A 13,272-nucleotide genomic window follows, 5' to 3' on the forward strand; every position below is an offset into this window, starting at 1 on the left:
AACGGTGAAGTCCTTATCCGGAGTGATAATGCGTATCCCTTGTTTTTGAATTATTGTTACGACATTTTCACGAACGATGACTGATACCTCGCATTGCTTTGACCGTGCAAGATGGCCGGCAATATAACAACCTATCGCACTCGTTCCATATATGCACAGATTTTAGGAATACGGTGGTTCATCTTTGCTCCTTTATTTTCAATTGAGGGCAGGCCTTGAGTTCTTGAAACCGGTATTCGAATACCTTGATCCTGATGGCAAGGCAAAATTTTTTTAGAGTCACCAGCGTGATAACCTGAAGCTTACTTTGCGTGGCAACACGTGGCATGACCTCCCGTACAACCGAATGAAGTGATGTGATGGACGTCCCTCTTCAACGTAAGTCCTGCCAAACTTATGCTGAGTGATCTTTATCCACAGAGGTATAACATCATGAACACGATAAAAGTCATTGGTATCGATTTAGCGAAATCTTTCTTTCAGGTCTGTGTCTGGATGAGTGATGGTACCGTTGTATCCAATCGGAAGGTTGCCATAAGTAAGCCGTTGGATGCCATTCGCCACCTTCCGGCCAATACGCTGATTGCAATGGAAGCCTGTGCAACTTCGCATTACTGGGGAAGTACATTTCAGTCTATGGGCTATCTGGTCAGGCTTATTCCCACCCCGCATGTTAAAGCATTAGCCCGTTACCAAAAAAATGATGCCAATGACGCGCTGGCTATCTGTGAAACAGCGTTCCGTCCAGGAATTCATTTCGTTACTGTAAAAACTGTTGAACAGCATGATATCAAAGCGCTTCGGAGTGCCCGTCAGTTGATGGTAGAGCAGAGTACTGCGATGGCAAACCAGGCTCGGGCACTGGCGGCGGAACAAAAAATCGAGATCCCTGCCGGCATTCATATTCTTCAACGACGATTGCCTGACATTATCGAAGATCCAGAGCAATTTATTTCGCCGGTATTACGCCAACTGCTTTTTTCATTATTGGAAAATATACATTCGCTCAATGAACAAATATGTTCGACAGAGCACAACATAGCAGCTTTGTGCCAGCAGCAGCCAAAATACAAATCACTGTTGACGATACCGGGTATTGGCCCCCTCATCGCAGCCGCATTTTTGAGTGAAGTTAATGCAGATCAGTTTAATAATGGCAGACAACTTTCCGCCTGGTGTGGTCTGGTCCCCCGGCAACGCAGTTCTGGTGGGAAAAACAGTCTTTCTGCAATGACCAAAAATGGAAACCGCGAGCTTCGAATGTTGATAATCCATGGTGCCAGAGCTGTCATGTACTGGGCCCGAAAACGTGATGACAGCCTTGGGGTTTGGTTAAAAAAAATTGCTGAGCGAAGAGGAAAAATGAAAGCGACTGTCGCGTTGGCCAATAAATTGACGTTAATAAGATTTGCCACTAAAGGGTTGTTACTGTATCGACAGACAAGACCTGACACCTGTCATCATCCGGGGGTCAGGTCTTTTGCTTTTTCAGGGGTTATGATGAAAATCGTTAGGGTGCTGAACAATAATGTTGTGATTGCGTTCGATGAACATCAACATATGCGCCGTACTGGCTTTTGTGACACTGCAATAAGCTATTCAATACAGTATTCTTGCAGTTTATACATTAATGTCCGCAGACTGATCCCCAGGACTTTTGCCGTTTGTACCCGGTTATTCTGGTTGTTGTTCAAGGCTTGCAGTATGAGGGATTTTTCGTAATTCTTGAGGTTATCTTTCAAATTTACGTTTTGTTCAAAAGGTGTAATCGGCGTAACGCCGGAGGAGGGCATATTTTTGACCCGCTGCAAATGTTCCGGTAAATCGTCGGAAAAGATGATGTATCCAGTGCTCATAATCACTGCGTGTTCGATGGCATTTTCCAACTCACGCACATTCCCCGGCCATTTATACTCTTCAAGAATGCTGATGGCGCTGATATCCAATCCTAAAATATCCTTATTATTTTCAGCACTGAATCTTTGCAAGAAATGCCTGGCTAACAACAGAATATCCTCTGGACGTTCCCGCAACGGGTAGGAGTTTAAATGCATCACATTCAAGCGATAATAAAGATCGCTACGGAATTCCCCTCGCTCGATCATACTTTTGAGGTCACAGTTGGTGGCAGCGACAATACGGATATCTGTTTTGATAATTTGATTGCCTCCGACCCGTTCAAATTCACGCTCCTGCAAAACACGCAACAGTTTAACCTGCAAATGAGGCGACATTTCGCCGACCTCATCCAGCAACAACGTTCCCTGATGCGCGCGCTCGAATAACCCTTGTCGCTGTATTTGCGCCCCGGTAAATGCCCCCTTTTCATGGCCGAATAACTCGCTTTCCAATAAAGATTCCGGCAATGCCCCGCAATTGACCTTGATAAATTGGCCTTTTGCCCGCGGGCTATTATAGTGTATGGCTTTAGCAATCAGTTCCTTGCCCGTACCGCTTTCGCCGGTAATCAATACGCTGGCGTGGCTTTGCGCCACTTTGGCTATGGCCCGGCACAGCTCCATCATTTTGGGATTATTGGTCAATATACGGCCGTGGCTATAGCTGTCCGATAGTTCCCGGTGCAACAAATTGATCTCGTGTTTCATATCGCGCAATTGCAAGGCCCGCGCCATCAAGAGCTTCATCTCATCAAGTTCAAAGGGTTTGATGATATAATCGAACGCACCGAGACGTAACGCCTCCACGGCGGTTTCCACCGCAGCATAGGCGGTCATGAGAATCACCGGGATATCCTGATAAATAGCGTGCATGTGTTGCAACGCTTCAATGCCGTCCATATTCGGCATCCGGATATCCATCAGCACCAGATCGGGTTGTTCGTGTTTAAAGAGCTCAATCGCCTGTTCACCATTGTCGGCGCATAAAATAGTATTGCCGTTCTGGGAAAAAACGGCTTTCAGCATCAGGCGGACATTTTCTTCATCATCAACGATCAATATACGATTCGGCTGGCTCATGATGGATCCCGGTCTTTATTATTAATGGGTAACGTAATGATTAACGTCGTTCCCTGGCTTGGCTGGCTTTCCAGCGTAATACTTCCGTTATGGGCGGTCACGATGCGTTGGGCAATGGAAAGGCCCAGTCCGGTTCCCGTGGGTTTGGTGGTAAAAAATGGGGTAAACACTTTTTCTATATCATCAGGCATAATACCGATACCCGTATCATGAATATTTATTTGCACGCATTTGCCGGGGCACAGCGCGGTACTGATCACGACCTTTCCCGCGTTAATAATCGATTGCATTGCGTTGATGATCAAGTTGAGAATTACCTGCTTGACCAACGGAGGATCGACTTCAATCTGGGGTAAATTTTCGCCCAATCGCAAATCAAAATTCACTTTCTTATCTACACCATGAGCTTTTACCAACAGCAGGCTTTCCTTGATTAACGCGTTGATGGATACCCACTGATAATGCTGGGGATGGGGACGGGAAAATTCCAATAATTGTTGGATAAGCTTATTTATCGAGCCAATTTCTTTGCGGATGATTTTAATATATTCCATCCGTTGAGGTTCGGTTTCACCCTCGGTCAAATATTGTATAAACCCGCTGATGGCGGTGAGCGGGTTGCGCACTTCATGGGCAATGCCCGCCACCAGTTCTCCCAATGCGGCTAGCCGTTCAGCGCGGCCAATCTGGTCTTGCATCTGTTTTTGTGCGGTTAAATCGGTAAAAATAACCAGTGCACCGATAATATCACCGTCGGAATTATGCAGTTGGCTACTGCTGGCTTTGATATAGAGCATTTTGCTTTTGGCGGGGAATTCAACTTCAATACCCACGTGTGTCACGCCATAGTTCAGCGTATCCAGGATAGGACTTTGGAAACGGGCCTTGTTGAAGATATCACGATAGGGTTTCCCGAGGACTTCTTCCAGGCTGTAACCGGTTATAGCCTGTGCTGCCGGGTTGAAAATCCTGATGCAGCATTGATTATCGACGCTGACGATCGCATCGGCGGCACTTTCTATAATCAATTCATTCAGCGTTCTTGCTTCCAGCAGGGCATAGGATATCGCGTTTATGCTATCGGAAATTTCTCCCATCTCGCCATGCATCGGTGGGATGGTCGTTCTTAAATTAATGGGGAGTTTATACAGGCCGGCTTTTATAGTATCCACATCTTGGGTGATTTTTCGGGAAAGAACGATAATAAGGAAGACACTTAACGATAATCCTATGCCAATTACCCCAAAAATAGACAAATCCATCGCCAATTCTTGTTTGTCAATATGATGAATGAGTTCATTGGCCCAGATATAGCCCACCACTTTCTGGTGCCGATAGATAGGGATCATGGCATTCATGATATCCCCTCGCACCTGACGCCCGGATTTAATCAGGGGTTTGGCAGTTTTCATCACAATCCGGCCAGGATGATTTTCTTCGATACGGATGCCCACGTTGTTCGAATAATATTTTCGCGGCGCATAAGTGATTATTGCATCCAGTTCCTTGCTATAATAACCAGCGGCGACGTTGGGAAATGCAGCCGTAATTTTTTCGGTAATACCGGCTAAATCTCGATTTAAAGCCTGGATTCGCTCTTGCCTAGGTAGCGTGGAATAACGATCGAGACCGTCGGCCAACGCCTGGTCTAATAAATATGTAACGCTGTAAAGTTTGCTGGTTTTTTCCTCCAACATCCCGCTGCGCCCCTGTTTTTCCACGAAAAAGGCCATTAATAGCGTGGGTAAAAAAACCATAAAGATCGCCAGGAAAATTAGCTTATTGCGCAGAGTGTCAAAAAAAAGATTGTGGATGTACTTTACCACATTGAAATCCTGCGGATACATAACTATATAACTCCAAAAAGCCCACTTATCCGTGCAGCTTTTTTAATATTTGGTCATGTCGTTACCATAGGTTTTTATAAAGTTGGATTACCTTACAAAATCCTCACCCATTCAGTTCAAATCCTTTAACAATATTGGTTCTATTGTGTAAAAATTTCGCGTCCGCGCTGTCTCAATAAAAAATCTGTTATGATATAGATTATTACTCGGTAGTAATAATTATCATAAATCACTGATGGCTCTATTTTACTGATTATTCTAAAACATCTGGTGTAATATTTTGTGCTTTGGCTCGCTTTTCCGCTTAAATGCGCCAATTTATTTTTTATGGTCCGTAATCATCGGTTTATAAAAATAGCTATTTTTTGTGTTATTGCCCGACGCTGGGTTATCCTCCTGCCGTAATCGTCACCGACAGGGGGATATTATCTTCTTAACCGGTATTACAAACGTTCAACAATTACCGCAACCCCTTGTCCGCCGCCGATGCACAAGGTCGCCAGCCCGAGGGTTTTGTCCCTGGCCTGCAAGGCATGCAGTAACGTCACCAGAATGCGGGCACCGCTGGCGCCAATCGGATGGCCCAAGGCTATGGCGCCACCATTGACATTCACCTTTTCTTCTTTGAATCCGAGCGCTCGGCCTACCGCAAGAAATTGCGAGGCAAAGGCTTCATTGGCTTCAATCAAATCCATATCGCTGATGCTCAGATGCGTATCGGCCAGGACTTTTTGCGTTGCCGGAACCGGCCCCATCCCCATCAAGGCCGGGTCAACCCCGGCGCTGGCGTAACCGCGAATACGGGCCAAGGGTTTTAACCCCAGTTGCTTTGCGTATTCTTCCGACATGACCACCAGCGCCGCCGCACCGTCATTAATGCCGGAAGCATTTCCCGCCGTCACGGTACCGTCGGGTTTAAACGCGGGACTCAGCTTCGCCAATTTTTCCAAAGAGGTATCGCCGCGGGGGTGCTCGTCGGTATCAAAAATCCTGTCGCCGGTTTTCTTATTTTTAATCACCATTGGCGTAATCTCTTTGACAAACGCGCCGCCGGCAATGGCCGCCGCTGCTTTTTTCTGGGATTCCAGCGCTAACTGATCCTGATCTTCACGGCTGATATGGTACTTTTTAGCCACGTTTTCCGCGGTGATGCCCATATGATAGCCATTAACCGCACACAGCAACCCATCTTGCAAAATGATGTCCTGCACGACGGTATCACCCATGCGATACCCCCAACGCGCCTTGCTGCCTAATAAATAGGGCGCCATGCTCATATTTTCCATACCGCCGGCAATAAGCACCTTGGCGTCGCCGGCGCGTATGGCCTGGGCGGCAAGCGCCACGCTTTTTAAACCGGAACCACAGACTTTATTGATGGTCATCGCGCTGACATTGTCTGGAATACCTGCTTTTAATGCTGCCTGGCGGGCGGTATTCTGTCCCAAGCCGGCCTGTAATACATGACCCATAATGACTTCATCAATAATATGGGGATCAATACCCGCTCTTTTTATCGCTTCAGTAATGGCGATAGCACCAAGTTCTATTGCCGGAGTCGATATCAGGGCACCGGCAAAACTGCCGACGGCTGTGCGTGTTGCACTGACAATAACAACGTTATTCATTGTATTTTCCTTTGGATATTATAAAAAGCTCAGGGCAATGATAAAAATGATCGCGGAAAAAATTAACGCCGTGATGCAATACCCCATAATGTCTCGCACGCTGAGTCCGGCAATGGCCAATGCTGGCAGCGCCCAAAATGGTTGCGCCATATTCCCGCACTGTTCGCCATAAGCGATGGCCATGGTGGCTTTGCTCAAATCAGTACCGAGTTGTTGCGCGGCGGGAATAACGAACGGACCCTGAATAACCCAATGCCCGCCGCCGGAGGGCACGGCGAAATTGATAATGGCCGAGCTGATAAATGCCATAACAGGAAAAGTATTTTTTGTTGATATATCCACGAAAAAGTTGGTTATCATGCCGCCGAAGCCGGAGTGCTCCATCATTAATTGGATTCCGGCATAAAATGGGAATTGGACAAGCACACCGGCGCAACTACGGGTACCCGCCGAAAACGCGCGCATATAGGCCATCGGTGTTTTATGCAGTAATAACCCGGCAATCAGGAAAATCATATTCACATTGTTGATTGTGATATTGAAGCCGTTTTTCCAGAAATACATTATCAGGTAAACACTCGCCAATATGCTGATGAGAAAAGTAAGGGTCCGGCTTTCTTCCAACTTCTCCGCGACGGAGGCATTAGGCGGAAGTTTTCGTTGATAATCGGGGTCTTCTTGCAGCAAATCAGGATTGATAATATGTACTTGATCGGGCTTTGGCATCATCATCCCGGCAACCAGCGGAATAACAATCAGCAATGCCGCCATTGCAAATATATTAAAACCCGCGAACATGGTCCGGCCGATAGGAATAATACCGCCGGTTAAATGTTCCATTGGATTACCGGGCGTCGCGGCCAGTAGCGGCATAGAACCCGATAACCCTCCGCCCCAGGACAAAAAGCCCATATAAGCGCAGGCGATAAGTAACGGGTAGTCGGAGCCTTTAACGCGGCGGGCAACCTCTTTGGCAAACATGGCGCCCACGATAAGGCCGAATCCCCAGTTAATCGCACAGGCGATCAGACTGAAAAAAGACACGAGCATCACACCTTGCACCGGCGTTTTTGCCAATGATGCGGTATCCCTTAACAAATTGCGGACCAGGGGAGTACTGGCCAGCGCATGACCCGTGACGATGATCAGCGCCATCTGCATACCGAAGGCGAGCAGATTCCAGAATCCGTCCCCCCACATATTGCCGATCTCCAACGGCGAATGGGGAGTGAAAAGGAACCCGATGCAGAACATTAGCAGCGTCAACAGCATGGCGAAGATAAGCGGATCGGGCAGGTAGCGATTAACCACCATGGTCATCGTACTGGAGATTTTTCCTATGCCGTTCATAATGTGGGCCCATCCATTGCAATCGGCATAACCTTCAGGTCGCCCAGGATGGTGATAACGGCCATGGTCTTGTCCAGGACGGTGGACAGCGATACGCCAGGGGCTAATTCTTTCAGTACCAATTGCCCGTTTTCAAAGACCAGAACGCATAATTCGGTCACTATCATATCCACCACGTGCTTGGCCGTTAGCGGCAAGGTACAGCGGGGGAGTATTTTTGCAGAGCCATCTTTGGCGCAGTGCTCCATGGCGATAATGACTTTATGGGCACCGATAACCAAATCCATGGCTCCGCCCATGCCTGGCACCATTTTTCCAGGCACCATCCAGTTAGCCAAATCGGCATCCTGATCCACCTGCAACCCGCCCAGTACACTGGTGTCGATATGTCCGCCGCGTATCAGGGCGAATGAGGTCGCGCTATCGAACATGGCCGCCCCCGGCAGGATGCCGCAGGGCTGGCCGCCGGCATTCACCAGGTCGGGACAGGGTTCGGTAACCGGTCCAAGCCCCAGGAATCCATTTTCCGATTGAAGCGTGATCTCGACATCCTTAGGCAGAAAATTGGCTACCAGGGTCGGTAAGCCGATACCCAGATTAACGATATCGCCATCATGCAGTTCCAGGGCGACTCGACGTGCAATAAGCTCTTTGGCATTCATGACAACGCCTCCACGGGGTAAACAATCAGATCGATCAGGGCGGCGGGCGTAATGACGCAATCGGGATGAATATCGCCGATTGCAACCATTTCGCGGGGTTCTGCAATAACCACATCGGCGGCGAAGGCGATCAAGGGATTGAAATTGCGCGCCGATAATTTGTAGGTGAGATTCCCCGTGGGGTCAGCCATGTCAGCCTGAATTAACGCCAGGTCGGCGCGCAGAGGAAGTTCCAGCAGGTACTCGACGCCATGTTGGTGAATGGTTTCTTTACCCTCCTGTACCACGGTCCCGACGCCGGTTTGAGTTAAAAAACCGCCAATGCCGGCTCCGCCGCAACGGATCCTTTCAACCAATGTTCCCTGGGGAACCAATTCGACGTCTAATTCACCCGAAATCATGCGGCGTCCGGTTTCCGGATTGGTGCCGATATGTGACGCAATCACTTTTTTCACCCGGCCATGGGTAATTAATGGCCCGACGCCGGTATCTATAAAAGCGGTATCGTTGCATATCAGTGTTATATCTTTAATACCCGAATCCATGACGGCTTGAAGTAAATTCGGTGGCGAACCGATGCCCATAAAGCCGCCGACCATAATTGTCATGCCATCATGAAAATAGGGCATGGTATCGGATAACATAATTTTTTTATTTTTCAATTTGGTTATTTCCCCTAAGTCTATAAATAATTCAGGTAAAGCGTTTGCAAACATGGGGCCATTATTTTATATTTTTTATGCGATGTTTATCGTCATGAAAATTATAAATTTTATTAAAAAATTATTTTATAAAAAATATGCAAGTAGAGGTCGTTTCGTTGTATTTTTGCACGGGTGTGCATTTTTATCTGCACACCACGATGATATTATGTGACGGGAGTCACTATGCTATTTTGATAATAATCATTTTGATCTGTTCCAATAAAAATCAACATTCTATTTCAGGATGAATGACGGTTCTATTTTAAACAGAACTGCCGCCGCGCACACGCCAGTTTATCACCGATATACGCGTCTGAATTAACCCGTTACAACCGTTCCACCACTAAATATCTGCGCCTAATACCGCACCACTTTTGCCTGCCCATGTCCGTTGCCGGGGAATGGGGATGCCGCTTTCATAAACTGTTTCACTTTTTTTAATAATTGCCACGTATATCGGCATTAGTGATTGCGAGTCACCGTTTCATGAAGTGCTAGCCATAACAACTCTATCCGGTTCACCCAAGGTGAGTAAATCGGTTGATAAATAATGATAAATTTTGAATTTTCATCCAGCCATCTCGGGTCTTCTGGCTCTTGTGAATGATGTAATTATCAACGATTAGCGTGATGGTTTTCGCGCTGCGATAAATACTTCTAGGTGTTTTAGCATTTGGATGAATAAATCCGAATTTTTACTTGTTGAACTGACGTAATCGACCCGCCCTGTTCCGGCATGTAACACCCCGGCTAGATAATGTTTTTCGTTTTTTCCCGGCGTTAGGATCCGTTTTTGGTATCCTCGTCGTTGCCAATCAGACCGCCGCTTTTGGTCATCACCACGCCGTCATGCCAAAGGGCGGCATAGGCCAGCAAATCGCCGACGCCTTTTGCCTGGCTGCGATAGGGTTTTAGCCTGAACATTGATAAGCGCTCCTATTGTTTTTGCCGTGATGATGAATTTTCGTACACAAAAGGGGTGCTGCGCGCCGGGTAATATGACTGATAGCGACGCTGGCGCAGAAACACCCGTGACATCTCCGGGTCGACTTTGGCCATCATTCGCAGCAGCGCCAGACAAATCACATAAAGCGGTATCCCCACCGCCACGGCCATCAGGTTTTGCGAGGTCAGAATAATGCTGCCGGCGACCAGCGCGGTGAACATCACTAATTCACGTTCACCCCCCATCAGCAGGTTCTCGCGATGGAATACCCGTTGAATAGGCGTGTGACGAAGCTGTCCATTGCTCGTCGTGGGCTTTGATGCGTCAGATGAGCGCGAGCACGAATGCGCCGGTAGACGATGAACGTCAGGAAAATGACCGCCGCCGTCCACATCGCCATGCCACCGTTCATTTTGGATGTTGCCCGGGCTCGGGAACATCCAGTCATCTATTTAATTGAATTTTATCATAAATTTTTTATCCGTCTATTGTTAAGACTCTCGCTTTGACCTGTTTGCCAGCCGTGGCAGCGGGGCGACAAAGAGAAGCGTGATGGCAACTGAAACAGGAAATACAGCGTGTCTATGACAAAAACTACCGTGTCTATGGCTAGCGCAAAATCTGGCATCAGTTAAAACGCGAAGGCATCCGCGTGGCCAGGTGCACCGTGGAACGCCTAATGAGGGTGTTGCAGATAAGTGGTGTGCGGCGGGGTAAAAGCGTCAGAATCACCTATGGCAGCAAAGCGGGTACGCCACATGACCTGGTTAAACGTCATTCGTGGCGGAGCGCCCCGATCACCTGTGGGGGCAGATTTCAATCACTGTATTTTGACAACCCTTAACACTCGACGAGTCCATCTTTATCTGGTCCTGGCGGGTGGTTGCCCTCGAACGAAGCCGCTTTGACGGCTTGAAGGCCCGCCCATAAAAATGTTTTCATGTGGGCCGCCACCATTAACTCGTCACCTTCGCGTACCATTTGCGCCGGTCCCGGCAGGTCGCGGTTCAAGACCAACAGCACAAGCACAGGAGACATGACACTCAGGGTGCTTTGCACAGTCACAGGATGACAGGGTTGCCGGTTGATGACCTCTGCCACGATTTGCCGAATCATATCAAATTTCGGCATCACCTCCATCTCGAGCACTCCTGCCATCAGTTTCGAAGGGGCAAGCAATTCACGTGCCCACAATCGTTTTTGCCAGTCTTCGCCATTTAGCAAATTCACGCAAATGCCGTCGATCAACTGGTCTAGTTTTTCATGGCTGGTCATCTCGCTATCCGCTAACCGGCTCATGTAGTCCAGGGAAAGCATGTGCTGATGTACTTCCCTGAGCACGGCCAGGTACAGGTCCTCTCGACTGCCGAAGTGGTAGTTGACGGCTGCGATGTTGGTATGTGCCGCTTCACAGATCATTTTGCTCGTTGTCTGTGCGTAGCCGAATTCGGCGAATAAACGCCCTGCCACGTTTAAGATTTTTGCCTTCGTCGTATCGCCATCGGGCCGGGGCGCACGAGATTTTTCGACCGTTTTCCGATTGGTAGAGGATGGAGAATTGGTCATGGTTATCCTGGTGTGTAGAAGATGAAGCAGGTATTTTGTTCGAAAATGTTGTCAAATTCAAATTTGAATTCTATACTGTTTTTAACTTTTACCCCATTGGAGGAGCAATGAGCGCCTCCTGCGGTTGTGAGGTGCTGGTTGTAGACGCCGGCCCTAACCGGATTGATGGCCGCCTATTTGTTGAAACTGGCCGGTATTGAAGTGCAAAGAGTCGAACAGCGGGCGGTACTCTCTAATTCTGGAAATCGGCACGTAAAATCAGTGTGGTGCAGGCCTGACATTGCAGACTTCAGATGACCGCAACTGGGATGCGGACGTAGACAATCTACGCTGGCGCGTGGATATGAGAGCTATCTGCTGCTACCAATTATCCCCCTTTCTGGCTGCCCTAGATCCCTCTGGCTGCCGAGCCAAGCGGTTAAGGAGCAGGATGTTTACGGTAGAAATCGATTGATTTATGAGGAAATTATGCGCATTGTTGCCTTGGAAGAACATTTCAACTTCCCAGATATGATTGCCAGGCTCCCCGCGGCCCTGATCCGCAATCGTGGATGGCCGGAAGGCTCTGACGCCCCAGCTTTGATGCAGCGTATTGCACAGCAGTTGCCGGAACTGGGCGCTAACCGTTTGGCCGATATGGATAAACACAACATCACAATGCAGGTGCTGTCGTGGGCTGGGCCAGGTGCCGAGTTACTGCCCGGGGCCCAAGGTGTTATCTGGTCACAAGAAGTCAACGATCGGCTGGCCAATTTTATCGCCCAACATAGCTACCGTTTCGCCGGGTTTGCCCATCTGCCAGTTACAGACCCCGAAGCGGCGCCAGACGAGCTAGAGCGCTCTGTTAAATCGCTGGGTCTAGTAGGCGCAATGATCAACGGGACCAGTGACGGTCGGTTCCTTGACGATCCGCAGTTCCAGCCATTGTTGGAAAAAGCACAAGCGCTGGGTGTCCCACTGTATCTTCATCCTGGGCTGGCACCTATGTCAGTACGCGGTGCCTATTACAGCGGTCTGCCCAGCCCATTGGATTTCATTTTGTCGACCTACGGTTTCGGATGGCATGCGGAAGTCGCTATCCATGTATTGCGCCTTGTATTTTCAGGTACTCTGGACCGTTACCCAAAACTGCGCCTGATCATCGGCCACATGGGAGAATTTTTGCCTATGACAATGACCCGTACCCAATCCATGCTGGCAAACGAACCCGCTGTATCACTGAGCAGACCGCTTGTTCAACAACTACAAGAACAAGTGTGGGTGACAACCAGTGGCCAATTTGATCCTGCAGTGCTACGTCTACTGTATGCCACTTTTGGGGACGACCGGGTGATGTTTAGCGTTGACCATCCCTATAGCAGCAATGCCGAGGGTGGTCTTTTTCTCAGCAGACTTGGATTAACGGAGGCAGAGGCGTCGAGGCTGGCATATGGTACGGCCGACGCTCTGTTAGGCTTGAAGCTGCCTCACGTCAATTGAAAAGCCCGGTACTTTCCGGGCGAGCCGCTGCGGTTGCTCCTCCGGGATGAAAAGTCCTCACTCTTCAAATACGCTCCCCCTTGGATCGTCAGTTAACGACTTGCACGACTAC

General features: G+C 48.6%; 10 protein-coding genes and 3 pseudogenes. 3 read left to right on the forward strand and 10 right to left on the reverse strand.

Annotation, left to right across the window (positions count from 1 at the left end):
- Positions 1-432: 432 nt before the first annotated feature.
- Positions 433-1,398 (forward strand): annotated as a pseudogene (locus HB631_RS20680) (IS110 family transposase); the annotation flags it as partial.
- Positions 1,399-1,595: 197 nt separating this feature from the next.
- On the opposite strand, the gene atoC reads toward HB631_RS20680, so the two are convergent.
- From atoC to HB631_RS20720, 9 genes and pseudogenes are all read right to left on the reverse strand, one after another.
- A complete protein-coding gene (atoC, locus tag HB631_RS20685) occupies positions 1,596-2,978 on the reverse strand; it encodes an acetoacetate metabolism transcriptional regulator AtoC (protein ID WP_213993067.1) in 1,383 nt (460 codons plus the stop codon).
- Positions 2,975-4,825 carry a two-component system sensor histidine kinase AtoS gene (gene atoS, locus HB631_RS20690; RefSeq protein ID WP_213993068.1) on the reverse strand — a complete coding sequence of 617 codons (1,851 nt, stop codon included), beginning with the start codon at positions 4,823-4,825 and terminating at the stop codon, positions 2,975-2,977. Before atoS ends, atoC begins: the two co-directional genes overlap by 4 nt.
- A gap of 443 nt (positions 4,826-5,268) precedes the next feature.
- Entirely contained in the window at positions 5,269-6,453 is a 1,185-nt protein-coding gene (locus HB631_RS20695) for an acetyl-CoA C-acetyltransferase (protein WP_213993069.1), read from the reverse strand.
- 18 nt (positions 6,454-6,471) lie between these two features.
- Complete coding sequence (locus tag HB631_RS20700) at positions 6,472-7,803, reverse strand: TIGR00366 family protein (RefSeq protein ID WP_213993070.1); 1,332 nt, start codon at positions 7,801-7,803, stop codon at positions 6,472-6,474.
- Positions 7,800-8,465: a 3-oxoacid CoA-transferase subunit B gene (locus HB631_RS20705; protein WP_213993071.1), complete on the reverse strand. Its 666-nt coding sequence runs from the start codon at positions 8,463-8,465 to the stop codon at positions 7,800-7,802. The genes HB631_RS20700 and HB631_RS20705 overlap by 4 nt, the downstream gene beginning before the upstream one ends.
- Complete coding sequence (gene atoD / locus HB631_RS20710) at positions 8,462-9,127, reverse strand: acetate CoA-transferase subunit alpha (protein ID WP_255557180.1); 666 nt, start codon at positions 9,125-9,127, stop codon at positions 8,462-8,464. Before atoD ends, HB631_RS20705 begins: the two co-directional genes overlap by 4 nt.
- Before the next feature lie 399 nt (positions 9,128-9,526).
- Positions 9,527-9,989 (reverse strand): annotated as a pseudogene (locus tag HB631_RS27130) (IS630 family transposase); the annotation flags it as partial.
- Complete coding sequence (locus HB631_RS20715) at positions 9,950-10,093, reverse strand: hypothetical protein (RefSeq protein WP_213993073.1); 144 nt, start codon at positions 10,091-10,093, stop codon at positions 9,950-9,952. The pseudogene HB631_RS27130 and the gene HB631_RS20715, both read right to left, overlap by 40 nt.
- A 12-nt stretch (positions 10,094-10,105) precedes the next feature.
- A complete protein-coding gene (locus HB631_RS20720) occupies positions 10,106-10,555 on the reverse strand; it encodes a conjugal transfer protein TrbD (RefSeq protein ID WP_213993074.1) in 450 nt (149 codons plus the stop codon).
- A 113-nt stretch (positions 10,556-10,668) separates the two neighbouring features.
- Between HB631_RS20720 and HB631_RS20725 the strand changes: the two are divergent.
- Positions 10,669-10,922: pseudogene (locus tag HB631_RS20725) on the forward strand (IS3 family transposase); the annotation flags it as partial.
- Positions 10,923-10,955: 33 nt separating this feature from the next.
- On the opposite strand, the gene HB631_RS20730 reads toward HB631_RS20725, so the two are convergent.
- Complete coding sequence (locus HB631_RS20730) at positions 10,956-11,681, reverse strand: TetR/AcrR family transcriptional regulator (protein ID WP_213993076.1); 726 nt, start codon at positions 11,679-11,681, stop codon at positions 10,956-10,958.
- Between the two features lie 468 nt (positions 11,682-12,149).
- On the opposite strand from HB631_RS20730, the gene HB631_RS20735 reads away from it, so the two are divergent.
- On the forward strand, positions 12,150-13,160 hold the full coding sequence (locus tag HB631_RS20735; protein WP_213993077.1) for an amidohydrolase family protein: 1,011 nt from the start codon (positions 12,150-12,152) through the stop codon (positions 13,158-13,160).
- The last annotated feature ends 112 nt before the right edge of the window (positions 13,161-13,272 follow it).

Source organism: Sodalis sp. dw_96, assembly GCF_018449575.1.
In the GTDB taxonomy this organism is placed as follows: domain Bacteria; phylum Pseudomonadota; class Gammaproteobacteria; order Enterobacterales; family Enterobacteriaceae; genus Acerihabitans.

Bases quoted from the DNA above. Each gene is read 5' to 3' on its own strand.
- atoC (WP_213993067.1), bottom strand. From the start codon at position 2,978: ATGAGCCAGCCGAATCGTATATTGATCGTTGATGATGAAGAAAATGTC.
- atoS (WP_213993068.1), bottom strand. From the start codon at position 4,825: ATGTATCCGCAGGATTTCAATGTGGTAAAGTACATCCACAATCTTTTT.
- HB631_RS20695 (WP_213993069.1), bottom strand. From the start codon at position 6,453: ATGAATAACGTTGTTATTGTCAGTGCAACACGCACAGCCGTCGGCAGT.
- HB631_RS20700 (WP_213993070.1), bottom strand. From the start codon at position 7,803: ATGAACGGCATAGGAAAAATCTCCAGTACGATGACCATGGTGGTTAAT.
- HB631_RS20705 (WP_213993071.1), bottom strand. From the start codon at position 8,465: ATGAATGCCAAAGAGCTTATTGCACGTCGAGTCGCCCTGGAACTGCAT.
- HB631_RS20715 (WP_213993073.1), bottom strand. From the start codon at position 10,093: ATGTTCAGGCTAAAACCCTATCGCAGCCAGGCAAAAGGCGTCGGCGAT.
- HB631_RS20720 (WP_213993074.1), bottom strand. From the start codon at position 10,555: ATGTTCCCGAGCCCGGGCAACATCCAAAATGAACGGTGGCATGGCGAT.
- HB631_RS20730 (WP_213993076.1), bottom strand. From the start codon at position 11,681: ATGACCAATTCTCCATCCTCTACCAATCGGAAAACGGTCGAAAAATCT.
- HB631_RS20735 (WP_213993077.1), top strand. From the start codon at position 12,150: ATGCGCATTGTTGCCTTGGAAGAACATTTCAACTTCCCAGATATGATT.